Annotated in this window: 27 protein-coding genes; 12 read left to right on the forward strand and 15 right to left on the reverse strand. The window is 62.1% G+C overall.

What is annotated here, in order from left to right:
• Positions 1-160: 160 nt before the first annotated feature.
• Positions 161-1,357 (reverse strand): class I SAM-dependent rRNA methyltransferase, encoded by a 1,197-nt coding sequence (locus tag HKK54_RS12365; protein ID WP_010167754.1) that lies wholly within the window; start codon positions 1,355-1,357, stop codon positions 161-163.
• Positions 1,358-1,546: 189 nt separating this feature from the next.
• On the opposite strand from HKK54_RS12365, the gene HKK54_RS12370 reads away from it, so the two are divergent.
• Together HKK54_RS12370 and mutM are read left to right on the forward strand one after the other, a co-directional pair.
• Positions 1,547-2,359 carry an HDOD domain-containing protein gene (locus tag HKK54_RS12370; protein ID WP_177324986.1) on the forward strand — a complete coding sequence of 271 codons (813 nt, stop codon included), beginning with the start codon at positions 1,547-1,549 and terminating at the stop codon, positions 2,357-2,359.
• 21 nt (positions 2,360-2,380) lie between these two features.
• Positions 2,381-3,193, forward strand: coding sequence for a bifunctional DNA-formamidopyrimidine glycosylase/DNA-(apurinic or apyrimidinic site) lyase (mutM, locus tag HKK54_RS12375; RefSeq protein ID WP_010167752.1), 813 nt, complete (start codon positions 2,381-2,383; stop codon positions 3,191-3,193).
• Here mutM and HKK54_RS12380 read toward each other — a convergent pair.
• From HKK54_RS12380 to HKK54_RS12400, 5 genes are all read right to left on the reverse strand, one after another.
• On the reverse strand, positions 3,190-3,441 hold the full coding sequence (locus HKK54_RS12380; protein ID WP_003213796.1) for a YfhL family 4Fe-4S dicluster ferredoxin: 252 nt from the start codon (positions 3,439-3,441) through the stop codon (positions 3,190-3,192). The two genes, mutM and HKK54_RS12380, sit on opposite strands and share 4 nt — an antisense overlap.
• 263 nt (positions 3,442-3,704) lie before the next feature.
• A complete protein-coding gene (coaD, locus tag HKK54_RS12385; RefSeq protein WP_003176711.1) occupies positions 3,705-4,184 on the reverse strand; it encodes a pantetheine-phosphate adenylyltransferase in 480 nt (159 codons plus the stop codon).
• A gap of 114 nt (positions 4,185-4,298) precedes the next feature.
• Positions 4,299-5,894, reverse strand: coding sequence for a GMC family oxidoreductase (locus tag HKK54_RS12390; protein ID WP_169386904.1), 1,596 nt, complete (start codon positions 5,892-5,894; stop codon positions 4,299-4,301).
• 33 nt (positions 5,895-5,927) lie between these two features.
• Entirely contained in the window at positions 5,928-6,473 is a 546-nt protein-coding gene (locus HKK54_RS12395; protein WP_169386905.1) for a twin-arginine translocation pathway signal protein, read from the reverse strand.
• A 28-nt stretch (positions 6,474-6,501) separates the two neighbouring features.
• The gene (locus tag HKK54_RS12400; RefSeq protein ID WP_169386906.1) at positions 6,502-7,929 is read right to left on the reverse strand and encodes a coniferyl aldehyde dehydrogenase; all 1,428 of its coding nucleotides are present in this window, start codon (positions 7,927-7,929) and stop codon (positions 6,502-6,504) included.
• 147 nt (positions 7,930-8,076) lie between these two features.
• Here HKK54_RS12400 and HKK54_RS12405 point away from each other — a divergent pair, with 147 nt between their 5' ends.
• A complete protein-coding gene (locus HKK54_RS12405) occupies positions 8,077-8,748 on the forward strand; it encodes a TetR/AcrR family transcriptional regulator (protein WP_010167733.1) in 672 nt (223 codons plus the stop codon).
• 39 nt (positions 8,749-8,787) lie between these two features.
• Positions 8,788-9,642 (forward strand): sulfurtransferase, encoded by an 855-nt coding sequence (locus tag HKK54_RS12410; RefSeq protein WP_169386907.1) that lies wholly within the window; start codon positions 8,788-8,790, stop codon positions 9,640-9,642.
• Between the two features lie 58 nt (positions 9,643-9,700).
• Here the strand turns inward: HKK54_RS12410 and HKK54_RS12415 are convergent, their stop codons facing one another.
• From HKK54_RS12415 to HKK54_RS12430, 4 genes are all read right to left on the reverse strand, one after another.
• The gene (locus HKK54_RS12415) at positions 9,701-10,696 is read right to left on the reverse strand and encodes a hydrolase (protein ID WP_169386908.1); all 996 of its coding nucleotides are present in this window, start codon (positions 10,694-10,696) and stop codon (positions 9,701-9,703) included.
• A gap of 111 nt (positions 10,697-10,807) precedes the next feature.
• The gene (gene rsmD, locus HKK54_RS12420) at positions 10,808-11,425 is read right to left on the reverse strand and encodes a 16S rRNA (guanine(966)-N(2))-methyltransferase RsmD (RefSeq protein WP_169386909.1); all 618 of its coding nucleotides are present in this window, start codon (positions 11,423-11,425) and stop codon (positions 10,808-10,810) included.
• Positions 11,425-12,915 carry a M16 family metallopeptidase gene (locus HKK54_RS12425; protein WP_169386910.1) on the reverse strand — a complete coding sequence of 497 codons (1,491 nt, stop codon included), beginning with the start codon at positions 12,913-12,915 and terminating at the stop codon, positions 11,425-11,427. The genes rsmD and HKK54_RS12425 overlap by 1 nt, the downstream gene beginning before the upstream one ends.
• Positions 12,908-14,263, reverse strand: a complete 1,356-nt coding sequence (locus HKK54_RS12430) for a M16 family metallopeptidase (RefSeq protein WP_169386911.1) — start codon at positions 14,261-14,263, stop codon at positions 12,908-12,910. Before HKK54_RS12430 ends, HKK54_RS12425 begins: the two co-directional genes overlap by 8 nt.
• A gap of 232 nt (positions 14,264-14,495) precedes the next feature.
• On the opposite strand from HKK54_RS12430, the gene ftsY reads away from it, so the two are divergent.
• The 4 genes from ftsY (at position 14,496) to rpoH (ending at position 18,594) form a co-directional block, all read left to right on the forward strand.
• Positions 14,496-15,923, forward strand: a complete 1,428-nt coding sequence (ftsY, locus tag HKK54_RS12435) for a signal recognition particle-docking protein FtsY (protein WP_169386912.1) — start codon at positions 14,496-14,498, stop codon at positions 15,921-15,923.
• Positions 15,920-16,591 carry a cell division ATP-binding protein FtsE gene (ftsE, locus tag HKK54_RS12440; protein ID WP_003213784.1) on the forward strand — a complete coding sequence of 224 codons (672 nt, stop codon included), beginning with the start codon at positions 15,920-15,922 and terminating at the stop codon, positions 16,589-16,591. The genes ftsY and ftsE overlap by 4 nt, the downstream gene beginning before the upstream one ends.
• A complete protein-coding gene (ftsX, locus tag HKK54_RS12445; protein WP_169386913.1) occupies positions 16,588-17,610 on the forward strand; it encodes a permease-like cell division protein FtsX in 1,023 nt (340 codons plus the stop codon). Before ftsE ends, ftsX begins: the two co-directional genes overlap by 4 nt.
• Before the next feature lie 129 nt (positions 17,611-17,739).
• The gene (gene rpoH, locus HKK54_RS12450) at positions 17,740-18,594 is read left to right on the forward strand and encodes an RNA polymerase sigma factor RpoH (RefSeq protein WP_003176698.1); all 855 of its coding nucleotides are present in this window, start codon (positions 17,740-17,742) and stop codon (positions 18,592-18,594) included.
• Between the two features lie 195 nt (positions 18,595-18,789).
• Here rpoH and mtgA read toward each other — a convergent pair whose 3' ends face one another.
• The gene (gene mtgA, locus HKK54_RS12455) at positions 18,790-19,512 is read right to left on the reverse strand and encodes a monofunctional biosynthetic peptidoglycan transglycosylase (RefSeq protein WP_169386914.1); all 723 of its coding nucleotides are present in this window, start codon (positions 19,510-19,512) and stop codon (positions 18,790-18,792) included.
• Between the two features lie 74 nt (positions 19,513-19,586).
• Here mtgA and HKK54_RS12460 point away from each other — a divergent pair, with 74 nt between their 5' ends.
• The 4 genes from HKK54_RS12460 to trmB all read left to right on the forward strand — a co-directional run bounded on the left by HKK54_RS12460 (position 19,587) and on the right by trmB (position 21,831).
• A complete protein-coding gene (locus HKK54_RS12460) occupies positions 19,587-19,964 on the forward strand; it encodes a DUF423 domain-containing protein (RefSeq protein ID WP_169386915.1) in 378 nt (125 codons plus the stop codon).
• Positions 19,965-20,035: 71 nt separating this feature from the next.
• On the forward strand, positions 20,036-20,236 hold the full coding sequence (gene thiS / locus HKK54_RS12465) for a sulfur carrier protein ThiS (protein ID WP_010167710.1): 201 nt from the start codon (positions 20,036-20,038) through the stop codon (positions 20,234-20,236).
• Between the two features lie 65 nt (positions 20,237-20,301).
• Positions 20,302-21,096, forward strand: coding sequence for a thiazole synthase (locus HKK54_RS12470; protein WP_010167708.1), 795 nt, complete (start codon positions 20,302-20,304; stop codon positions 21,094-21,096).
• Positions 21,097-21,105: 9 nt separating this feature from the next.
• Positions 21,106-21,831, forward strand: a complete 726-nt coding sequence (gene trmB, locus HKK54_RS12475; protein ID WP_169386916.1) for a tRNA (guanosine(46)-N7)-methyltransferase TrmB — start codon at positions 21,106-21,108, stop codon at positions 21,829-21,831.
• 133 nt (positions 21,832-21,964) lie between these two features.
• On the opposite strand, the gene HKK54_RS12480 is transcribed toward trmB, so the two are convergent.
• Genes HKK54_RS12480 through HKK54_RS12495 form a run of 4 tightly spaced genes read right to left on the reverse strand, consistent with a single transcriptional unit; the run spans position 21,965 to position 24,534 of the window.
• A complete protein-coding gene (locus tag HKK54_RS12480; protein ID WP_003213776.1) occupies positions 21,965-22,288 on the reverse strand; it encodes a DUF3392 domain-containing protein in 324 nt (107 codons plus the stop codon).
• 19 nt (positions 22,289-22,307) lie between these two features.
• Entirely contained in the window at positions 22,308-23,510 is a 1,203-nt protein-coding gene (gene hemW, locus HKK54_RS12485; protein ID WP_010167704.1) for a radical SAM family heme chaperone HemW, read from the reverse strand.
• Complete coding sequence (gene rdgB / locus HKK54_RS12490) at positions 23,507-24,103, reverse strand: RdgB/HAM1 family non-canonical purine NTP pyrophosphatase (RefSeq protein WP_010167702.1); 597 nt, start codon at positions 24,101-24,103, stop codon at positions 23,507-23,509. Before rdgB ends, hemW begins: the two co-directional genes overlap by 4 nt.
• Complete coding sequence (locus HKK54_RS12495; RefSeq protein WP_010167700.1) at positions 24,100-24,534, reverse strand: DUF4426 domain-containing protein; 435 nt, start codon at positions 24,532-24,534, stop codon at positions 24,100-24,102. The genes rdgB and HKK54_RS12495 overlap by 4 nt, the downstream gene beginning before the upstream one ends.
• Between the last annotated feature and the right edge of the window lie 4 nt (positions 24,535-24,538).

The following is a 24,538-nucleotide window of genomic DNA, read 5'->3' on the forward strand; positions in this document are numbered from 1 at the left end:
GTCTGCGAAAAATGGAATTCAATCAAAACCGTTGCGGGAAGCTATATGGACTTGTGTGGGAGCCGGGCTTGCCCGCGATGCAAGCACCTCGGTATGTCAAATACCTTGCGGTGATGCTATCGCAGGCAAGCCAGCTCCCACATTTGGTCCGCGATGTTACTTAGCTATTCGGCAACAACCGGCAAGTAATGCTCTTGATATACCGCGTCTCGGCAATCGCCGGGTGCACCGGGTGATCCGGGCCCTGGCCGCCGCGTTCCAGCATCTGGATATTGCGGTCCAGGTGACGGGCGCTGGTCAGCAGGATGTTTTGCAGGTCATCTTCCGGCAAGTGCATGGAGCACGAAGCGCTGACCAGGATGCCGTCCTTGCTGAGCAGGCGCATGGCTTGCTCGTTCAGGCGGCGGTAGGCGCCTTCGCCGTTCTTCATATCTTTCTTGCGCTTGATGAAGGCCGGTGGGTCGGCCACGATCACGTCGAAACGCTCTTCGCTGGCTTTCAGCTCTTTGAGGGCCTCGAACACGTCGCCTTCGATGCAGGTCATCTTCTCGGCAACACCGTTCAGTGCCGCGTTGCGCTCAACACCGTCGAGGGCGAAGGCGGAGGCGTCGACGCAGAACACTTCACTGGCGCCGAAGGCCGCGGCTTGCACGCCCCAGCCGCCGATGTAGCTGTACAGGTCGAGTACGCGCTTGCCTTTGGCATACGGGGCCAGGCGGGCGCGGTTCATGCGGTGGTCGTAGAACCAGCCGGTTTTCTGGCCCTGAATGACCGGGGCTTCGAACTTCACGCCGTTTTCTTCGAGGGCAACCCACTCCGGCACCAGGCCGAACACGGTTTCGACGTAGCGGTTGAGGCCTTCGGCATCACGGGCGGCAGAGTCGTTCTTGAACAGGATGCCGCTTGGCTTGAGCACTTGGGTCAGTGCGGCGATCACGTCTTCTTTATGGGCTTCCATGGTCGCCGAAGCGATCTGCACCACCAGAATGTCGCCGAAACGGTCGACTACCAGGCCCGGCAACAGGTCGGAATCGCCGTACACCAGACGGTAGAACGGCTTGTCGAACAGGCGGTCGCGCAGGGATAGGGCCACGTTGATGCGGTGCACCAGCAGCGATTTGTCCAGCGCCAGCTTGATGTCGCGCGACAGCAGACGGGCGCAGATCAGGTTGTTCGGGCTCATGGCCACGATGCCGAGGGTCTTGCCGCCGGCGGCTTCCAGGATCGCCTGGTCGCCTGCCTGGAAGCCGTGAAGAGGTGTGGCGGCCACGTCGATTTCGTTGCTGTAGACCCACAGGTGGCCGTTGCGCAAACGACGATCGGCGTTGGCTTTGAGACGCAGGCTTGGCAGGGACATGACGTCGCTCCGGAAAAAAGAGCGGGAGTATACCGTGTTGCGTAGGAAATGACCGCGCCGCCGGATGTGCGGGGGAGGTGTCGGCCAATGCTTTATAAAGGTTAGAATCGCCGCCTAGTCCAGAGTGTGCCCCCTATGTCCCAAGAGCTATCCGCCGAACAGATCCAACAGAGCCTCCAAGGCATCAGTGTGCCGCCTCAACCGCAAATCATGGTGGATTTGCAGATGGAGCAGTACATGCCCGACCCGGACCTGGAAGTGATTGCCCGGTTGATCGGCCAGGACCCGGGCCTCTCCGGCTCGCTGCTGAAAATCGTCAACTCGCCGTATTACGGGCTGAGCAACAAGATTGTCTCGATCCAGCGCGCGGTGAACCTGCTGGGCAGCCGTTCGATCGTCAACCTGATCAACGCCCAGTCGATCAAGGGCGAGATGAGCGACGACACCATCGTCACCCTCAACCGTTTCTGGGACACCGCCCAGGACGTGGCCATGACGTGCCTGGCCCTGGCCAAGCGCACCGGCAGCCAGGCCGTTGATGAAGCCTACGCATTGGGGCTGTTCCACGATTGCGGCGTGCCGTTGATGCTCAAGCGTTTCCCCAATTACATGAGCGTGCTGGAAGAGGCCTATGCCAGCGCCGGCCCTGAATGCCGCGTGGTTGATACCGAGAACCGGGTGTTCAACACCAACCATGCCGTGGTGGGTTACTACACCGCCAAATCCTGGCGCCTGCCGGAGCATGTGACCGACGCCATTGCCAATCACCACAATGCCCTGGCGATTTTCAGCGACGAGTCCAACCACAAGCCGCAGCTGAAAAACCTGCTGGCGATCCTGAAAATGGCCGAGCACATTTGCGCGTCCTATCGCGTGCTGGGCAACCAGGCGGATGACCATGAGTGGAACGCCATCGGCCCGCTGGTGCTGGACCATATCGGCCTGTCGGACTACGACTTCGAGAGTTTGAAGTTGTCGATCCGCGAGCTGGGCGCGCACTGACCCTTTCCCCAAGAGGTACACATGCCCGAGTTACCGGAAGTCGAAACCACCCGGCGCGGTATTGCGCCGCACCTGGAAGGCCAGCGGGTCAGCCGTGTGGTGGTGCGTGAGCGGCGCCTGCGCTGGCCGATCCCGGAAGACCTGGATGTGCGGCTGTCCGGGCAGCGTATCGTGCTGGTGGAGCGGCGGGCCAAGTACCTGTTGATCAATGCCGAAGTCGGCACCTTGATCAGCCACTTGGGCATGTCGGGCAACCTGCGGCTGGTGGAAGCCGGCAGCCCGGCGGCCAAGCATGAACACGTGGACATCGAGCTGGAGTCGGGCCTGGCCCTGCGCTACACCGACCCGCGGCGCTTTGGCGCGATGCTCTGGAGCCTCGACCCGCTGAACCATGAGCTGCTGATTCGCCTGGGGCCGGAGCCGTTGACCGACCTGTTTGACGGCGAGCGGCTGTTCCAACTGTCCCGCGGGCGGTCGATGGCGGTCAAGCCGTTCATCATGGACAACGCGGTGGTGGTGGGCGTGGGCAATATCTACGCGACGGAAGCGTTGTTTGCCGCCGGGATTGACCCGCGTCGGGAAGCCAAGGGCATCTCCCGTGGGCGTTACCTGAAGCTGGCGATCGAGATCAAGCGCATCCTGGCCGCGGCGATCGAACGCGGCGGCACCACGCTGCGGGACTTTATCGGCGGCGACGGGCAGCCGGGGTATTTCCAGCAGGAATTGTTCGTCTATGGCCGCGGTGGCGAGGCGTGCAAGGTCTGTGGGACCGAATTGCGCAGTGTGACGCTGGGGCAGCGGGCAAGTGTGTTTTGCCCGCGGTGCCAGACTTAGGCCTTCCCGGTAATCAACCGGTACTTCTCCATCAGTTGCTCTTCCGTCTCCGGATGAGCCTCGTCCAGCGGGATGCAATCCACCGGGCAGACCTGCTGGCACTGGGGTTCGTCGTAGTGGCCGACACACTGGGTGCACAGGTTGGGGTCGATCACGTAGATCTCCTCACCCTGGGAAATGGCAGCGTTCGGGCACTCGGGTTCGCAGACGTCGCAGTTGATGCAATCGTCGGTGATGATCAGGGACATGGAAACTCCTGCCAGGGCTGTCAGCCAAGGCATCTGAAAACTAATGCGCGCAATTGTGCCGCATTGGCGCCCCTGTGGCGAGGGGGCTTGTTGTGGTGAGCGGGCTTGCCCCGCGCTGGGGCGCGCAGCGGCCCCAACCCAGGCGACGGGATTTTACCTGAAGCTACGCGGCGTCTTTATTGGGGCCGCTTCGCGGCCCAGCGCGGGGCAAGCCCGCTCACCACAGACAAGCCCCCTCGCCACAATAAGCCCAAAGACCAGAATTATTTCTTGAATCGCAGGGTTAGAGCATCCGCCACAGCCGGGTGCACAAACTTGGTGATATCCCCGCCCAGCGCGGCGATTTCCCGCACCAGCGTCGAAGAAATGAACGAATAACGCTCCGACGGCGTAAGAAACAGGCTTTCTACGTCCGGCGCCAGTTGGCGGTTCATGTTGGCCAGCTGGAATTCGTATTCGAAGTCCGACACCGCCCGCAGGCCACGCAGGAACACATTGGCGTTCTGTTCCTTGGCGAAATGCGCCAGCAGCGTCGAGAAGCCGACCACTTCAACGTTGGGCAGATGCTTGGTGACCTCACGGGCCAGCTCCACACGCTGTTCCAGGGGAAACAGCGGGTTTTTCTTGGGGCTGGCAGCGACCGCGATAATCACATGGTCGAACAAGCGCGAGGCGCGTTCGACCAGATCTCCATGGCCCTTGGTGATTGGGTCGAAGGTACCTGGGTACAACACTCGGTTCATCGCGTCGTCCTGGCGGAGTCCGTTGGGGAACCGGATGGTATCGCAGCATTACCGGTGGGCCAAGTCGACTTATTCAGAAGAAAGCACTATAGACATGACGAATACCCTGTTTTTTCACGCTGTTTTCAGACGTTCGGCCAACGCTGTCGCCAGTTGCGCCGTCAATCCGTACACCGACAACTGCGGGTTTGCCCCAATGCTGGTAGGGAACAGCGAGCCATCGTGAATCGACAGATTGCGCAGTTGGTGATGACGACCCAGGCTGTCCGCCACGGCGTTTTTCGGCTCTTCACCCATGGCACAACCGCCCATCACATGGGCACTGCCGAGCCGCGTGCGGTGCAATTCCAGGTTCAAACCGTCAATCATGCTGCGGGCTTCGGCCAGGGTGTTCACGTAGCGCGCATCGCCGTGCAGCGGCATCACCGACTTGGCGCCACCGGCAAACTGAATCTCCGCCATGCTGTGAAACGCCCGGCGCAGGCCGTCCCAGGCGTAGGGCGAGACTTGATAGTCGAGCACCGGCGTGCCATCGCCACGTAGTTCAACACTGCCGCCCGGGCTGTCGGGGTGGAAGCCGTCCCGCAACAGGGCAAGCATGGCGTGGGTCTTGGGCAACTGGCCCATGTCCAGCGCGTTCTGCGTGCCGTAGCCGCCGAGCAAGGTGCTGGCCAGGCCCGGGTGCAGCGGCGGCACTTCGAGCTTGTAGGACATTTTGCCGGTGGTGCCGTCCTGCCATTGGAAGTGATCGGAGTAGATGGACTGTGGCGCCCCGTAGAACGGGTTGATCACCTCGTCGAACAGCCCGGCGGAAAAATTCACCAGGTGCAAAAAGGTGCGTTTGCCCAGGCGTGAATGGGGATCGGGCGCATCCGAGCGCATCAGCAGCGCCGGGCTGTTGATACCCCCGCCGGCCAGTACGTAGTGTTTGGCTTTGACCGTGATCTTGCGGCCGGTGGGGGCCACGCAGTACTGATCCATGGCCACGCATTCGAGGCTGGTGATGGTGTCACCGCTGAATTTCAGGCGTTCGGCGCGGGCCAGGTACAGCAACTCGCCGCCTTTCTCCAAGGTGGACGGGATGGTCGTCACCAACATCGATTGCTTGGCGTTGACCGGACAGCCCATGCCGCAATACCCCAGGTTGAAACAGCCGCGCACATTGCGCGGGATCACGTGCCAGCTGTAGCCGAGCTTTTCGCAGCCTTTGCGGATCACGTCGTTGTTGGCATTCGGTGGCATGGCCCAGGGCGCGATGCCCAGGCGCTGTTCCATTTTTTCGAACCAGGGCGCCATCTCGGCGCTGCTGTGGCCCTTCACCGCGTACTCGCTGGCCCAGTGGGCGAGGGTCGGGTCCGGGGTGCGGAAGCTGGAGGTCCAGTTGATCAGCGTGGTACCGCCGACGGCGCGGCCCTGCAGAATGGTGATTGCGCCGTCCTTGCTCATGCGGCCGATGCCTTCCTGGTAGAGGCTGGCGTAGGCCTCGTCCTCCAGCAGCTTGAAGTCGTTGCTGGTTTTCAGCGGGCCTTCTTCGATCAACAGCACCTTGTAGCCGGCGGCGCTGAGGATCTCGGCGGTGGTGCCGCCGCCGGCGCCGCTGCCGATGATCGCGACGTCGGCTTCCAGCGTCAGGTCCTGGTCGAGGGCGGCGCCATTGTGGGTCTTCCAGCCGCGGGCCATGCCATCGCGGAATACGTCAGGTACAGGCATCAGGGTCTTCTCTTGTTTTTATCGGGATGCGAATCAGATTTTCGGTGGGCCGGGGTAACCGCAATGCGCCCAGGACTCGGGGCGGAAATACCAGGCCATGATCACCAGCTTGAGCAACGAGCCCTGGCCCATGCGGAGCAGGTTCAGGTAGCTGTTTTCCCAGCGGTGCAGGAAGTTGCGGATCTGCTCGCTGCTGGCGTTTTCCCAGCTTCCCCACACGCCGGTCAGCGGCCCGCGGGTGATGGCCATGCCCAACACGTCGAACAGTTGCTGGGTGAGCTTGAACATCTCCGGCGACAGGTGTTGCAGGCTGAAATCGAGTTTTTTCAGGGTGTCGTCGATGCCGGCCACCACCACGTCGGCGCTGGCCACGCCTTCCAGCAGCACCGGGATCACCGCCCGCAAAAACGGCAGGTCGCTGCTGCGCAACATCGCAAAGCCGCTGGCCGGGGTGCTGCTGGAGCAGCCGCTGAGGCTGGCGCCCAGCCCGGCGGTGGCCAGGAAGGCGCTGGCGCACAGGCCGATTTTCAGTACGCCGCGCCGTGACAGCGCGGGTGATTCAGTCAGGCTAGGGTTCATTCTTATTGTTATCCCGGTGATGGGTTTGTTAGCGGACGAACAGCTTCTGGATCAGCTTCTGGATGGATTTGCCGTAAGGCGGGTAAATCAGCTTGGCCGCGTTCAGGCGCTGCTTGATCAGCACACCCTTGGCCTTGCTGAAGGTCAGGAAGCCTTCATGGCCGTGGTAGTGGCCCATGCCCGACGGGCCGATGCCGCCGAACGGCATGTCGTCCTGGGCCACGTGCAGCAGGGTGTCGTTCAGGCACACGCCGCCGGAATGGGTCTCGTGCACTACGCGATTCTGTTCGCCCTTGTTGTAGCCGAAGTAATACAGCGCCAGTGGGCGAGGACGCTCATTGATGTAGGCGAAAGCCTGGTCGAGGCCGCGATACGGAACGATCGGCAACACCGGGCCAAAGATTTCGTCCTGCATCACGGTCATGTCGTCGCTGACATTCAGCAGCAGGCTGTGGGCCATGCGCCGGTCCTGGCCCTGGTCGTACAGTGGGATCAGGGTGGCGCCCTTGTCGGTGGCGTCTTTCACGTAGCCGTTGAGCCGGGCCAGTTGTCGTTCGTTGATGATCGCGGTGTAGTCAGGGTTGTCGGCCAGGGTGGGATAAAACCCGCGAACTGCCTTGCTGTAGGCCTCGACGAAACCGTCGACCCGGTCTTCCGGCACCAGCACGTAGTCCGGCGCTACGCAGGTCTGTCCGGCATTCAGCGCCTTGCCGAAGGCGATGCGTTCGGCGGCGTCCTTGAGCGGCACGTCGGCGGAAACAATCGCCGGTGATTTGCCGCCCAGTTCCAGGGTCACCGGCGTCAGGTGTTCAGCCGCCGCGCGCATCACGTGCTTGCCGATGCTGGTGGCGCCGGTGAACAGCAGGTGGTCGAAGCGCAGTTTGGAGAACGCCATGCCCACTTCCGCCTCACCGAGCACCACGCACACCAGGTCTTCCGGGAAGATTTTTGCCAGCAGCGCCTTGAGCAATTGACCGGTGGCGGGGGTGGATTCGCTGAGCTTGAGCATCACCCGATTGCCGGCCGCCAAGGCGCCCACCAGCGGGCCGATGGCCAGGTACAACGGGTAGTTCCAGGGCACGATCACCCCGACCACCCCCAGCGGTTGATAGATGACCTTGGCGGACGCGGGTTGGAAGGCAATGCCTACAGCGCGACGGGAAGGTTTCATCCAGCCCTTGAGGTGTTTGCTGGCGTAGTGAATGCCATGCAGGCTGGGCATCAGCTCGGCGAACAGGGTTTCGTCGGCGCTGCGGTGGCTGAAGTCACTGCTGATGGCGTTGATCAGCGCCTGGCGCTCATCGCTCAGCAGGTCGCGCAAGGCCTTGAGCCATTGCTGGCGCTGGGCCGCCGGCGGCATCGGGTTGGCCGCGTAGGCCCGGCGTTGAGCGTCGAACAGGTCCTGGAGCTGGTCCAGCGCCTGGGAATCTTGCAGGTAGGCAACGTTGGCAGACATGGCGAAGTTCCCGATTTTTATTGGAATGCTTCAGTTTTTAGAGTCATTGCTCTAAATTGTCAAATAACATTGCACGAACGTGCCGATTTATCCGGACAAGGATAGTCCGTAAGATGCCGCCATCACGGGTCTAGAAGTTGATTTCCCATGGCACCACGAGTCAAGACCAGCGAGCGCATTGTGCAAACCAGCCTGGAGCTGTTTAACCAGCAGGGCGAGCGCAGTGTCAGCACCAACCATATCGCTGCCCATATGGAAATTTCCCCGGGCAACCTGTACTACCACTTCCCCAACAAGCAGGCGATTATCGCGGTGCTGTTTCGTGAGTACGAAGCGTTGGTGGACAGCTTCCTGCGCCCGCCCCAGGGCCGCGCGGTGACGGTGGAAGACAAGCGCTTCTACCTGCAGGCGGTGCTCGCCGGCATGTGGCGCTACCGTTTTCTGCACCGCGACCTCGAACACCTGCTGGAAAGCGACCCGGAACTGGCCACTGGCTACCGGCGGTTTTCCCAGCGGTGCCTGATCCAGGGCGCCGCCATCTATCAGGGATTTGTCGACGCGGGCATCCTGAACATGGACCCGGTGCAAACCGAAGCCCTGACCCTCAACGCCTGGATCATCCTCACGTCGTGGGTGCGTTTCCTGTGCACCACCAATGAAAAGTCCACCCACCTGAGCGCCGAGGCGATCAAGCGCGGTGTGTACCAGGTGCTGGTGCTGGAGGCCGGGTTTATCACGCCCAAGGCCAGGGACGCGGTGGATGCGCTGTTCAAAGAGTTTTACGTGCCGTTGAATCAGGCGCTGGAAGAAGTGAAGTAGGATGTTTCCCGAACGCTAACCTAGCCACAGGAGTCAGTCATGCCGCTTGCCCAACTGATCAGCCCCCAGCAACTGGCCGAGCGCCAGAAGGCCGGCGGGCTGGTGATCCTTGATTGCCGCTTTGCCCTGGAAGACCCGGATTACGGCCTGTGCAGCTACGCCGAAGGGCATATCGAAGGGGCGCAGTATGCGGATTTGGAGCGCCACCTCAGCGGGCCGGTCACCAAGGGCGTGACCGGTCGCCATCCGCTGCCGGCGCCGGATGCGTTTATCCAGCAACTGCGGGCATGGGGCGTTAACGCCGACAGCGATATCGTTTTATATGACGACGGCCCCGGTGCCTACGCCGCCCGCGCCTGGTGGCTGCTGGCCTGGCTGGGCAAGCGCGACGGGGTGTTCATCCTCGATGGCGGCCTGAAAGCCTGGCACGCGGCGGGCTTCCCCCTGAGCCTGGACGCGCCGGTGATCGAGCCCGGGACCTTCAGCGGCACGCCGGACAACCACTTGCTACTGGACGCCGAACACCTGCAAAAACGCCTCGGCCAGCCCGGCCTGACCCTGATCGACGCCCGCGCCCAGCCGCGCTTTCGCGGTGAAGTGGAGCCGATTGACCCGGTTGCCGGGCATATCCCGGGCGCCCAATGTGCGGCGTTCAATGAAAACCTCGGCAGCGACGGTCGTTTCCTGCCGGCCGAGCAGCTCAAGCAACGCTTCGCCGCCAAGCTGCAGGACCGCTCGCCGGATGACCTGGTGGCGTACTGCGGTTCGGGCGTGACCGCCTGCCATAACCTGTTCGCCCTGTGCCTGGCGGGTTACCCGTTGGGCAAGTTGTACGCGGGGTCGTGGAGCGAGTGGATTACTGATCCAACGCGGGAAGTTGCAACCGGCGACTGAGGTCTACCTGACCCAGCCCAATCAAATTGTGGGAGCGAGCAAGCCCGCTCCCACAGTTTTATCGGCGTTGTGTCAGTAGCCACTCTGGGATTCGCCGCTCCAGGTAGTAAGTTGGCTGCTTCAACGTGCCATCCACAAACCCGACATGCCCGCCCTTGGCCAGCAATTCGAACTCGGTGCAATCCGACAGTTCGCTCGCCTCGGGCAGGCTGTGGGCGAACACGAACGGATCGTCCGCGGCCTGGATGATCAGGGTTGGCGTGCGAATGGTCCCCAGGTAATAGCGGCTGGAGGCGCGGCGGTAGTAGTCCTCGGCATTCAGGAAACCGTTCAGCGGCGCGGTGACCCGGCCGTCAAAGTCCCAGAATGTACGCATCTTCTCCAGCGAGCCCAGGTCGGCCAGGGCTTTCAGGCCCGCTTCGTGGCCATCCTTTAGAAACCGGCTCTGTTTGACGCGGATATAAGCCAGCATTTCGCGCATGAAATGCTTCTGGTAAACCCGTGAAAAGCCGAGACCAATGCGATCGGCGCACTGGTCCAGACGAAACGGCACCGACACCGCTGCCGCGCCTTGCAGCCCGGAGGCTTCGCCGGTTTCCCCCAGGTGCTTGAGCAGCACATTGCCGCCCAGTGAATAACCCACCGCATAGAGCGGCGCCAGCGGGCGCTTGGCCCGCAGGTGAGCGATGGTTTCGGCCAGGTCTTCACTTGCGCCGGAATGGTAGCTGCGGGCGAGCAGGTTGGGCTCGCCGGAACAGCCACGCCAGTTCAGCGCGACGCTGGCCCATCCCTGAGCCGCCAGGGCTTTTTGCAGGCCGGCCACGTAAGGTGAGTTGGAGGAGCCGGTCAGACCATGCAGGACCAGCACCAACGGGGTGGTCGCGTCATGCGGCCCATGCCAGTCGAGGTCGAGAAAGTCGCCGTCGGCCAGCCACAGTCGTTCGCGCTGGCGTTCGATGTGCGTGGTTTTGCGCCACAGCGGCCCCCACAACGTTTGCAGGTGCGGGTTGCCGAGGCCGAAGGCGGGGGTGAAGCGGTCGGGCGTTTTTGACACGATGGTTCTCGCGGCGGGTGGCAGGGCGGGTGAGCAACCTGTGGCGAGGGAGCTTGCTCCCTCACCACAGCAAGCTCCCCCGCCACATTGCGGCTGCGCAAGTTCAGGTGTTTATACGGCGCCCGACGTCGTACGTTGCCACAACGCGTAATACACCCGCCCGGATTTCTGCTCCCGGTGCAGGCGCCACGTGCCCGGCAGGCCCAGCGTTGACGGTGCCGTCTCGCTTTCAGTGTAGATCCAGGCATCCGGCGCCAACCACTGACGCTCTTCCAGCAGCGCACATACCGGCGGCAGCAGGTTCTGGTTAAACGGCGGATCGAGGAATACCACGTCAAACTCACGGGCTTCCTGGGTTTCCAGGTAGCGCAGGGCGTCGGCCGTCTGCACTTGCCCGGTGGTGCAACGCAGGGTGCCCAAGTGTTCCTTGAGGCTGGCCACCGCCACATTGCTGGCATCCAGCGCCTGGCCCAATGCGGCACCACGGGACAACGACTCCAGGAACAGCGCGCCGCTGCCCGCGAACGGGTCCAGCACCTTGGCCCCGGCGATGTACGGCGCGAGCCAGTTGAACAGGGTTTCACGCACGCGGTCCGGCGTCGGGCGCAGGCCCACGACGTCGGGGAAGCTCAGTTTGCGGCTGCCCCATTCACCACCAATGATGCGCAGTTGGCCTACACCGTTATGAACGTTGTGGACAGGTTTTTTGGGACGGGATGGACGGGCCATTAATGCTCCGGAACCCCGAGCGGCTGCTCGGCGGGTTTATCAGTGGGGGGCGGTAGTGGCTTTTGCGCAATCGTCGGGCCGGCGGTCACGATGACCATCTTGTCGGCACTCAAATGTTTGTTCAAAGCAGCTTTGACCTGATCTACGGTCAGCGCCTGGGATTGTTTCATGAAATCTTCCAGGTAGCTCAGCGGCAGGTTGTAGAAACCCATGGCGCCCAGCTGCCCGACGATATCGGCGTTGCTCGCGGTGGAAAGCGGGAAGCTGCCGGCCAGCTCACGCTTGGCGTCGTCGAGCTCCTTTTGTGTCGGGCCGGTCTTGAGGTAGTCGGCCAGCACGTCCTGCACCAATCGCAGCGTACCGGCGCTCATTTCGGCGCGGGTTTGCAGGTTGATCATGAACGGGCCACGCACTTGCATCGGCGAAAAGCCGGAGTATACGCCGTAGGTCAGGCCGCGTTTCTCGCGGACTTCGCTCATCAAGCGGGTACCGAAGCCACCGCCGCCGAGGATCTGGTTGCCCAGGGACAGCGCGGCGTAGTCCGGGTCGGCGCGGTCGATGCCCAGTTGCGCCAGCAGCAGCGTTGTCTGCTTGGACGGGAACTCGATATGCGTCGTCCCAGCCTTTGGTTCCACCGGTTGGGCGATCTTCGCCAGCGCCGGGCCTTTAGGCAGGGACGCGGACACCTTGGCGGTCATGGCTTCGGCTTCGGCGCGGGTCAGATCGCCGACCACAGAAATCACGGCGTTGCCGGCGGCGTAGGCCTTGGCGTGGAAGTCCTTCAACTGCGCGAGGGTCACCTTCGGCACGCTCTCGGCGTTGCCTTCGCTCGGATGGGCGTAAGGGTGGTCGCCATAGAGCTGTTTGAACAGCTCGATGCTCGCCAGTTTGCCGGGGTTTTGCTTCTGGTATTCAAAGCCGGCCAGCAGCTGGTTCTTGATCCGCGCCAGGGAGTCGGCCGGGAAGGTCGGCTTGCCGATCACGTCGTCGAATAGGGAAAGGGCCGCATCGCGCTTGTCGCTGGCACTCAGGCTGCGCAGGGAAACCAGCGCCATGTCGCGGTAAGCACCGTTGCTGAAATCAGCGCCCAGGCCGTCGAAACCGGCGGCAATCTGGCTGACGTCCTTGCCCGGCACGCCTTCGTTGAGCATGGCGTTGGTCAACAACGCGAGGCCCGGGGTGTTGCCGTCCTGGCTGCTGCCGGCGGCAAACAGGATGCGCATGTCGAACATCGGCAGCTCATGGGCTTCGACGAACAGCACCTTGGCGCCTTCGGCGGTGGTCCAGGTTTGCACGTCGAGCTTGCGGTTGGTCGGTGCCTTGTCGTCCAGTTCAGCCAAAGACTGCAGTTTGTTGGCCGACTTGGCCTGTTCCAGCGCCTGGCTGGCGACCGATTCGCTGGGGCGCAGGAAATACACCGCGCACGCGGCAGCCAGGGTGACCACGATCAGGCCGGGCAGCACCAGGCGGTTGTTTTTACGTTCACTCATGAGCGGTCTCCTCAGGCAAAACATGGGCGACGCTGAGACGTTCGCGGGTGAAGTAGGTGCGTGCAGCTTTCTGGATGTCTTCGGCGGTGACGCTTTGCAACTCGGCCAGCTCCGTGTCCATGAGTTTCCAGGACAGGCCGACCGTCTCCAGGGAGCCGATGGCGGTGGCCTGGCTGGTGATCGAGTCGCGCTGGTAAACCACGCCGGCGATGACCTGGGCGCGAATCCGCTCCAGTTCTTCAGCGCTCGGTGGCTTGGCCTTCAGTTCGTCCAGCAGGCGCCACAGGCCGGCTTCAGCCTGGGCGACGGTCTTTTTCTTTTGCAGGTTCGGTGTGGCGGTCAGGGTAAACAGGCTGTCACCACGGGTGTAGGCGTCGTAGCTCGACGAACCGCCGGACACCAGTTCTTCACCGCGCTCCAGTTGCGTCGAAATGCGCGCGCTGTAGCCGCCGTCCAACAGGGCCGAGATCAGGCGCAGGGCATTGACCGAGCGTTTGTCTTCAGTGGTGGCGAGGCTCGGCACGTTGAATCCGAGGATCACGCTCGGCAGTTTGGTCTGGACATGCAGGGTCAGCAGGCGTTCGCCGGGCTCGGCCAGCTCCAGGGGAATTTTCGCCGGTGGCACGTCGCGCTTGGGGATCGGGCCGAAGTAACGCTGGGCCAGGGCTTTGACTTCGTCCGGGGTCACGTCGCCGACCACCACCAGGGTGGCGTTGTTCGGCACGTACCAGGATTGGTACCAGTGGCGCAGTTCTTCCACCTTCATGCGGTCCAGGTCGGCCATCCAGCCGATGGTCGGCGTGTGGTAACCGCTGGCCGGGTAGGCCATGGCCTTGAAGCGCTCGTAGGCCTTGGACATCGGGTTGTCGTCGGTGCGCATGCGGCGCTCTTCCTTGATCACCTCGATCTCGCGGCTGAACTCGTCGGCCGGCAGGCGCAGGCTGGCCATGCGGTCGGCTTCCAGCTCGAAGGCAACGCCCAGGCGGTCGCGGGCGAGTACCTGGTAATAGGCGGTGTAGTCATCGCTGGTGAAGGCGTTTTCCTCGGCGCCCAGGTCCCGCAGGATCAACGAGGCTTCGCCGGGGCCGACTTTGGCGCTGCCCTTGAACATCATGTGCTCCAGGGCGTGGGACAAACCGGTCTGGCCCGGGGTTTCGTAGCTCGAACCAACCTTGTACCAGACCTGGGAAACCACCACCGGGGCGCGATGGTCTTCGCGCACGACGACCTTGAGGCCGTTGTCCAGGGTGAATTCGTGGCTGGGTTGTGGGTCGGCAGCCAAAGCTGAAAGGGGCAGACAAACTGTGCTGAGCAGCAGGCCTGCGGCGCGGCGGGCTAGAGCATTCATTCGTTTTTAAACCTGTTGAGCTGCCCGCTTGGTCTTAGCGTCGGCGGGCGAGGAGGTGCTAGGATACTGATCCGACCTAGGGACGGCCACTACGGCTGTCTTGTTGAGGCCCCATTTAGGCCTTACAAAATGTTGCGCATGAACGAGCTGGCTAAAAAACAGTCTGTTACGCATCGAATTTTATTTACCGACGCGCCCCTTGGCGCGTCGCTACCTTGAGATAGCCGTCTCCATGTTTGGTTCCAACGACGACAAGAAGACCCCAGCTGCGGCTGGCGAGAAAAAAGGCCTGTTCGGATGGCTGCGCAAAAAGCCGCAGGAAACCGTCGCCGAACAGCCGCAGGTTCAAGCAGAACCGATCCCTGAATCCCTGGTAGAAGCCGAACCGGTTGCCGAAACGCCGGCCCCGGTGGTGTTGCCGATGGCCGAGCCGGTGCTGCAGCCGGTGGTCGAGCCAGAGCCAGAGCTGGAACCAGAACCTGCGCCCGAGCCTGAGCACAAACCGTGGCTGGTTTTGCCGGTGGCGGAAGAACCCGTGGCATTGGTTGAAGACGAGCAAGCCGAGCACGTGGCGCCGCCGATTCCGGCTGTCGTGGAGCCCGTGGCCGTCGTGGTGCAAGCGCCGCCAGTGGTTGAGGTGCCTGCACCGGCAGTTGCCGAGCCGGTTCCGGTCGTTGTCGCAGCACCTGCGGTTATCGAAGCACCTGCTGCCCCCGCCGAAACCGGCAAGACCGGCTTCTTTGCCCGCCTCAAGCAAGGCCTGAGCAAGACCAGCGCCAGCATTGGCGAAGGCATGGCCAGCCTGTTCCTCGGCAAAAAGACTATCGATGACGAGTTGCTGGAAGACATCGAGACCCGTCTGCTGACCGCCGACGTGGGCGTCGAAGCCACCGCCGTGATCATCCAGAGCCTGACCCAGAAGGTCGCGCGCAAGCAACTGACCGACGCCGACGCGCTCTACAAGTCGCTGCAGGCTGAACTGGCCAACATGCTCAAGCCGGTGGAAGCGCCGCTGGTCATCGATACGCAGAAAAAGCCGTTTGTGATCCTGGTGGTGGGCGTCAACGGCGCCGGCAAGACCACCACCATCGGCAAGCTGGCCAAGAAGCTGCAACTGGAAGGCAAGAAAGTCATGCTCGCCGCCGGTGACACCTTCCGTGCCGCCGCCGTGGAGCAACTGCAGGTCTGGGGCGAGCGCAACAAGATCCCGGTCATCGCCCAGCACACCGGCGCCGATTCGGCCTCGGTGATCTTCGATGCGGTGCAGGCCGCCAAGGCGCGCAACATTGATGTGCTGATCGCTGATACCGCCGGTCGCCTGCACACCAAAGACAACCTGATGGAAGAACTGAAGAAAGTTCGCCGTGTGATCGGCAAGCTCGACGCCGACGCGCCCCACGAGGTGTTGCTGGTGCTGGACGCCGGTACCGGCCAGAACGCCATCAGCCAGGCCAAACAATTCCACCAGACGGTCCAACTGACCGGCCTGGCATTGACTAAGCTCGACGGCACGGCCAAGGGCGGTGTGATTTTCGCCCTGGCCAAGCAGTTCGGGTTGCCGATTCGTTACATCGGCGTCGGTGAAGGCATCGACGACCTGCGCACTTTTGAAGCCGAACCCTTTGTACAGGCACTGTTTGCCGAGCGGGAGCGTTCATGATTCGTTTCGAACAGGTCGGTAAACGCTACGCCAACGGGCATGTCGGCTTGCATGAGCTGAGTTTCCGGGTGCGTCGCGGCGAATTCTTGTTTGTGACCGGCCATTCGGGTGCCGGTAAAAGTACCTTGTTGCGCCTGCTGCTGGCCATGGAACGCCCAACCACCGGCAAACTGCTGCTGGCGGGCCAGGACCTGGCCACCATCAGCAATGCGCAGATTCCGTTTTTGCGCCGCCAGATCGGTGTGGTGTTCCAGAATCACCAGTTGCTGTTCGACCGCACGGTGTTCAACAACATCGCCTTGCCGTTGCAGATTCTCGGGCTGTCCAAGGCCGAAATCGTCAAGCGCGTGGATTCGGCGCTGGAGCGCGTTGCGCTGTCGGACAAGACCGACCTCTACCCCGGCGACCTGTCCACCGGCCAGCAACAGCGCGTCGGCATCGCCCGCGCCATCGTGCACCGCCCGGCCTTGCTGCTGGCGGACGAACCCACCGGTAACCTCGACCCGCGCCTGGCCGCAGAAATCATGGGCGTGTTCGAAGACATCAACCGCCTGGGCACCAGCGTGCTGATCGCCAGTCACGACCTGGCACTGATCGCCCGCATGCGCCACCGCATGCTCACCCTGCAACGCGGCCGCCTGATCGGTGACGGGGAGGCCGGGGTATGAGTGCGACACGCAGCCCGAAGGTTTCCGAGCGCGTTGCGCCAAAACCGGCCGACCCGCAACCGCAGAAGAAAAAACGCGACGAAGACGACGGCCCGGACTTTGGCACCCTGGTGCACGCCTGGATCGAAAGCCACCGTGCCAGCCTGGTAGACAGCCTGCGCCGCCTGGGCAAGCAGCCGATCGGCAGCTTCTTCACCTGCCTGGTGATGGCCGTGGCCTTGAGCCTGCCGATGGGGTTGTCATTGCTGCTGAATAACGTCGAGCGCCTTGGCGGTTCGTGGCAGCGGGCGGCGCAGATTTCCCTGTACCTGAACCTGGATGCCAGCGCCAAAGACGGCGAAGCCCTGCGGGACGAGATCAAAGGCCTTCCGGGTGTGGCCGAGGCTGAGTACATCAGTCGCGATCAGGCCCTGGAAGAGTTCCAGCAACAGTCCGGCCTGGGCGAGGCGCTCAAGGAGTTGCCGCAAAATCCGCTGCCGGGCGTGGTGCTGGTGACGCCGAACGAAGTCGACAAGGCGACCCTGGAAGCCCTGCGACAAAAACTCGCAGAGCTGCCCAAGGTCCAGCAGGCACAACTTGATCTAGTCTGGGTAGAGCGGCTGGCGGCGATTCTCAAGCTGGGCGACCGCTTTGTGTTCGGCCTGACGGTGTTGCTGGTGTCTGCATTACTTTTGGTGATAGGCAATACCATTCGTCTTCATATTGAAAACCGCCGCACCGAGATAGAAGTGATTAAACTCGTCGGCGGCACGGACAGCTATGTGCGTCGGCCTTTTCTGTACATGGGCGCGCTTTATGGCTTCGGTGCGGGGATTTTGTCCTGGGGCGTGCTGGCTTTTGGCCTGAACTGGCTGAACGACGCGGTGGTAGGGCTCGCCGGCTTGTACGGCAGTGATTTTGCCCTGGCCGGCGTGCCGGTAGCCGACGGTCTGTCATTGTTGCTTGGGGCGGTGCTCTTGGGGTATATCGGTGCTTGGATTGCGGTCGCACGGCATTTACGTGAGCTGGCACCGAAGTAGTTAATGTCAAGGTAATGTAGTTTCGTTTGTATTGGCCGTATCAGTGGTTTAGGGAACTTGTCCTACGGTTTCCGGTCAATTTTCGCAGTGCTGAACTGCACGAGTTATGTGAGTCGGAGGTTTTTTCGTATGACCACTTCTTTGCAACCTGCTTATGCTCTGGTCCCGGGTGCGAACCTGGAGGCCTATGTGCACACGGTCAACAGCATTCCATTGCTGACGCCCGAGCAGGAGCGTGAACTGGCCGAGAGTCTCTACTATGAGCAGGATTTGGGGGCGGCTCGGCAGATGGTGCTCGCCCACCTGCGTTTTGTCGTACATATCGCCCGTAGCTATTCCGGCTACGGCCTGGCCCAGGCTGACCTGATTCAGGAAGGCAACGTTGGCCTGATGAAAGCGGTAAAGCGCTTCAACCCGGAAATGGGTGTGCGCCTGGTGTCGTTTGCTGTGCACTGGATCAAGGCGGAAATTCACGAGTTCATCCTGCGCAACTGGCGCATCGTGAAAGTCGCGACCACCAAGGCCCAGCGCAAGCTGTTCTTCAACCTGCGCAGCCAGAAGAAACGCCTGGCGTGGCTGAACAACGAAGAAGTGCACCGCGTGGCCGAAAGCCTTGGCGTTGAGCCCCGTGAAGTGCGCGAGATGGAAAGCCGCCTGACCGGCCACGACATGGCCTTCGACCCGGCCGCTGAAGCGGACGACGACAGCGCCTTCCAGTCGCCGGCCAACTACCTGGAAGACCACCGGTACGACCCGGCGCGTCAACTGGAAGACGCCGACTGGAGCGACAACTCCAATCACAACCTGCACGAAGCGCTGGAAGTGCTGGACGACCGCAGCCGTGACATCCTCTACCAACGCTGGTTGGCGGAAGAAAAAGCCACGCTGCACGACCTGGCGCAGAAGTACAACGTGTCGGCTGAGCGGATTCGTCAGCTCGAGAAGAGTGCGATGAACAAGCTGAAACTGTCGATCGCCGCCTAAACAGCTGCGAAGTGACAAAAAAATGCCCCGATCGAGAGATCGGGGCATTTTTGTTTGTGTTCGCACAACTCGAATTCAGCTCGGTCCACTGTGGGAGCTGGCTTGCCTGCGATGAGGGGCTGCCAGCCAACACATCTGCAGGCCGGCACACCGCTATCGCAGGCAAGCCAGCTCCTACAGTTGTTTTGTGGGGTGTCAGTCCGCCCAAGGCGCTTTGCGCGAGTTATTGAGCTCATTCAAATAGCTGTCGCCACCCAACTGACTCATCTGCTGCCGAATCCACGCGGCCCGTCGCGCGACATACGACGTTGGATGGCTGGCACTCCACACCCGTGGATTAGGCAACACCGCCGCCAGGTAGCTGGCCTGCTGGCGGGTCAGCGCCTTGGCACTCACCCCAAAATGATGCCGCGCCGCCGCTTCAGCGCCGAACACGCCTTCATCCCACTCCACGCTATTGAGGTACACCTCAAGAATTCGCTGCTTCGACCAGAAGATCTCGATCAGCCCGGTAAACCAGGCTTCCAGACCCTTGCGGAAATAGCTGCGGCCGGTCCACAGGAACAGGTTCTTCGACACCTGCTGGCTCAAGGTGCTGGCGCCGCGAATCGAACCGCCGCGCTCGTTATGCAGGAGTGCCGCCTGGATCGCGTCGAAATCAAAACCCCAATGCTGCGGGAAGCGCTGGTCTTCGCCGGCCATCACTGCCACTTTCAAATCGTCGGAGATCTGATCCCACGGCACCCACGTGCGTTGTACGTCAATCGGCTCGCCGTCGACCCAGGATTCGACCTTGCGCTCGACCATCAGCGCAGTCCCCGGTGGCGGCACGAAACGAAACAGCAGCACCAGCAACACACTGCCGATGGCAAACCACTTGAGGGCTTTGAGAAAACGCTTGAAGAGGAGACGCAGCATAGAGATGGCTTGGCCGAACCCGTTGAGCGGGCCATTATACAGACCCTGCCCACTGAGTCTGACTGGAGTTCCTCATGTTGCGTGGCTTTCTGATGCTGGCTGCCTTTTTCGGTTTCACCGGCGTCGCCCTGGGCGCGTTTGCCGCCCACGGCCTGAAAAACCGCCTGAGTGCCGAGTACCTGGCGATTTTCCATACCGGCGTGACTTACCAACTGGTGCACACCCTCGCGCTGTTCGGCGTGGCCCTGCTGGCGGCGCACATTCCGGGGCGCCTGGTGACGTGGGCGGGCGTGTCGTTTGCCGTCGGTATCCTGCTGTTCTCCGGCAGTCTGTATGTGCTGACCATGACCGGCATCAGCAAGCTTGGCATCATCACGCCGTTGGGTGGCTTGGCCTTCCTGTTGGGCTGGTTCTTCCTCGGTTTGGCGGCGTGGCGTCTACAGGCTGCCTGACCAAGGGGCTTGGGCCAGCAACGTCAATCACGCTAGAATGCTGGCCCCTAAAAACGATGGCGGCCCGTGGCATGCGCATTCAGTTGAACGGCGAATCCTTTGAACTGCCCGACGGTGAAACCGTTGCGGCCCTGCTGACCCGTCTGGACCTGACCGGACGCCGCGTCGCAGTGGAGCTCAACCAGGATATCGTCCCGCGTAGCCAGCACGCCGAGACCGCGCTCACCGAAGGTGACCAGGTCGAAGTGGTCCACGCCATCGGCGGCGGCTAGCCGTCCGGCGCTCAAGGGCGCCAACCCGCATTCTGCAGAACCTCACCCCATTTCGAGGATTTCCCATGAGCATCGTTCGTAGCGACAAGCCTTTCGTCCTGGCCGGTCGGACCTTCCAGTCCCGTCTACTGGTCGGCACCGGCAAGTACCGCGACATGGAAGAAACCCGCCTGGCCATCGAAGCCTCGGGTGCCGAGATCGTCACCTTCGCCGTGCGCCGCACCAACCTCGGCCAGATCGAAGGCGAGCCGAACCTGCTCGAAGTGCTGTCGCCGGATCGCTACACCTTCTTGCCAAACACTGCCGGTTGCTATGACGCGATCGAGGCCGTGCGCACCTGCCGCCTGGCCCGTGAGCTGCTCGATGGCCACAACCTGGTAAAGCTGGAAGTACTGGCCGACCAGAAAACCCTGTTCCCCAACGTGATTGAAACCCTCAAGGCCGCCGAAACCCTGGTCAAGGAAGGCTTCGACGTGATGGTCTACACCAGCGATGACCCGATCATTGCCCGCCAACTGGCCGAAATCGGCTGCATCGCGGTAATGCCGCTGGCCGGCCTGATCGGTTCCGGTCTGGGCATCTGCAATCCGTACAACCTGCAGATCATCCTCGAAGAAGCCAGGATTCCGGTGTTGGTGGATGCGGGCGTAGGCACTGCCTCCGACGCCACCATCGCCATGGAGCTGGGGTGTGATGCGGTGCTGATGAACTCGGCCATCGCCCATGCGCAGCAACCGATCATGATGGCTGAAGCCATGAATCACGCGATTGTCGCGGGCCGCCTGGCGTACCTTGCCGGGCGCATGCCGAAAAAACTTTATGCCAGCGCCTCCTCGCCGCTGGATGGTCTGATCAAGTAAGAGCCATTGATGACTGAATCAAACGAAACGCCGAACACCCTGGAAGAAGGCGACGAGTCCAAGCACCGCCGGATCAAGAGTTTTGTGATGCGCGCCGGTCGCATGACCGAAGGCCAGCAAAAAGGCCTGGAGCAGGGCACGCCGCTGTTCGTCCTGCCGCTGGTGGATGCCCCGGTGGATTATGACCATGTGTTCGGCCGCTCGGCGCCACGCTCCCTGGAGATCGGCTTCGGCATGGGCCATTCCCTGCTGGAAATGGCTGCGGCTTCGCCGGAGCAGGATTTTATCGGGGTTGAAGTACACCGTCCGGGTGTCGGCGCGCTGCTTAATGGCGTACTGACTCAGGGCCTGACCAACCTGCGGGTCTACGACTGCGACGCGATCGAAGTGCTCAACCGCTGCATCGCCGACAACAGCCTCGACCGCCTGATGCTGTTCTTCCCGGACCCATGGCACAAGAGCCGCCACCACAAGCGCCGCATCGTCCAGGCTTCCTTCGCGGAACTGGTACGCAGCAAGCTGAAAGTGGGCGGCATCCTGCACATGGCCACCGACTGGGAACCGTATGCCGAATACATGCTGGAAGTGATGAACGTCGCCCCTGGCTACCGCAACCTGGCCGAAGACGGCAAATGCGTCCCGCGTCCGGCCGAGCGGCCGATCACCAAGTTCGAACGTCGCGGCGAGCGACTCGGGCATGGGGTTTGGGATTTGAAGTTCGTGAAAGTGGACTGATTAGCTAGAAGCCAATAACACAATCAACGGTGGGAGCTGGCTTGCCTGCGATAGCATCACCCCGGTATCACTGATACGCCGAGGTGTCTGCATCGCAGGCAAGCCAGCTCCCACATTTCGTTTTGTGTTGGCGTCAGCGGCGATCCGCCACCACCCCGATCAACACCAGCACCACCAACAACACCGGCGCCAGGCTGTAGTTGTTGAACTGGCTCAACCCGCGAACAATCCACGGCGTGGCATAGATCAACGCAGCGCCGCTGCCGATCATGCACACCAGCGCCATCAGCGGTACGCGCAGCGCGCCCGCGATGCTGCCCAAGCGTGCCTCGACCCAGCCCTTGATGTCGGCGCCAAACAGCACCAGCAGGCAGCCGACGAGCGCCAGGGAGATTTCCGACAGGTTGCTACGGCTCCAGCGGGACACGGTGGCGAGTAGATCGAGTACCAAATCCATTCGATTTCCTTAAGAGCAATCAGCTCAAAAACTTCTGCAGCAGGTCATTGAGAAAGAGTTGCCCGCGGTCGGTGGCCGCCAGGCGTGACGGTTCGACCTGCATTAAGCCACTTTGTTCGGCATCCTTGCGGGCTTCATCGAGGCTGGCCAGGTCCAGGCCGGTACGCTCTGCGTAAAGCTTCGCTTCGACACCGTCGGTCAGGCGCAGGGCGTTCATCAGGAACTCGAACGGTAACTCTTCGTTGGTCAGTTCTTTTGCGCCGGCCTGGTAGTTTTTCGCCGGGTTGAGGTAGTCCTTCGGCGCCCGGGTTTTCCAGGTGCGCACGATGCGCCCGTCCGGGTGGCTGAGCTTGCCGTGGGCGCCGGCACCGATGCCGATGAAGTCGCCAAAGCTCCAGTAGTTCAGGTTGTGCCGCGCCGGCCGGCCCGGTTGAGCGTAGGCCGAGACTTCGTACTGGGCGTAGCCGTGTTCGGCGAGCAATGCCTGGCCGGCTTCCTGGATGTCCCACAGGGTGTCGTCTTCTGGCAGCACCGGTGGCTGATTCCAGAACACCGTGTTGGGCTCCAGGGTCAGTTGGTACCAGGATAAATGCGTGGGCTTGAGGGCGATGGCCTGGCGCAGGTCGCCCAGGGCATCCTCCAGGGACTGATCGGGCAAGCCGTGCATCAGGTCCAGGTTGAAGTTGTCGAACCCGGCCTGGCGCGCCATGCCGGCGGCACGCACGGCTTCGTCACCGTTGTGGATGCGGCCCAGGGCTTCGAGTTTTTCCTGCTGGAAACTCTGGATGCCAATCGACAGGCGATTGATCCCCAGCTTGCGATACGCCACGAACTTCTCTTGCTCGAAGGTTCCCGGGTTGGCTTCCAGGGTGATTTCGATGTCGCTGGCAAACGGGATACGCGCTTCCACGCCCTTGAGCAGCCGGCCCAGTGCGGCGGCGCTGAACAGGCTCGGGGTGCCGCCGCCGAAGAAGATCGAACTCAGCTCACGGCCATACACCGCGTGCAGGTCCTGGTCGAGGTCGGCCAGCAACGCGTCGACGTACTCCTCCTCCGGCAGCACCTTGCTGGCGGTGTGGGAGTTGAAGTCGCAATAAGGGCATTTGCGCACGCACCACGGGATGTGGATGTACAGCGCCAAGGGCGGCAGGTGAGGCAGGGCCGCCCGAGGGGTTTGCGCGCCACCGTGAATCAGTGGCTGCGCGGAGGTGTTCTGGGTCATTTCAGGCCCAGACGCTGGCGCAGCAAATCCATTGCGCGGGCGCGGTGGCTGATCTGGTTCTTGTCGGCCGGGCTCAGTTCGGCGCTGGACACATTGCGCTCCGGCACCCAGAACAACGGGTCATAACCGAAACCGTGTTCACCGCTGGCGGCATGCAGGATGCGCCCGTGCCACAGGCCTTCGCAGAGAATCGGCAATGGATCATCGGCGTGACGTACCAGGGCCAGCACGCAGACGAACTGCGCGCCACGCTCGGCGTCCGGCACGTCCTTGAGGGCGTCCAGCAGCTTGGCGTTGTTGGCCGCGTCGCCTTTGCCATCGGCATAACGCGCCGAGTAGATGCCTGGCGCGCCGCCCAGGAAGTCCACCGCCAGCCCCGAATCGTCGGCCAGTGCCGGCAGGCCGGAAATGCGCGCGGCATTGCGGGCCTTGAGAATAGCGTTCTCGACGAACGACAGGCCGGTCTCTTCCGGCTCTACCTGGCTGAACTCGCCAATCGAGCGCAGTTGCACCGACTGGCCGAGCATGGCCTGGAGTTCTTTGAGCTTGCCAGCGTTATGGCTGGCCAGTACGAGTTGTGTGAGGTTCATCATTCGGCCGGAAACAGTTCCTGGTTGAAACTGAAACCGTGGGCTTTGCCGCCGGTTTCAACGTTGATCGTGAAAATTCGTACTTCCTGCTGCGGCACGGAGTACTGGGCGAGGTAGTAAATCGCACCTTTCTCGGTGATTTGCTTGAAGGTCAGCATCTCACTCTTGCCACTCAGGTCCTTGACGGTACCTGTCACCTGGGCCACCACGGGCGTGACGCCCTTGATCACCGACACATTGATCACACCCTTGTTCTTGCTGCGCACCAGTTCAACGGCCTGGGCCACGTCGGGCTGCAGGAAACTGGAGGTGAAAGTGTTGTAGTGCACAGTGATGTCGCCGAAATCTTTCTGGCGATTGGGGTCGATAACGTCCGCCGCCATGGCGCTGACGCCCAGGCAGGCAGTGAGTAGAAAAACAGCCAGGCGACTCATGATC

This window comes from Pseudomonas sp. ADAK13, from assembly GCF_012935715.1.
Lineage (GTDB): Bacteria > Pseudomonadota > Gammaproteobacteria > Pseudomonadales > Pseudomonadaceae > Aquipseudomonas.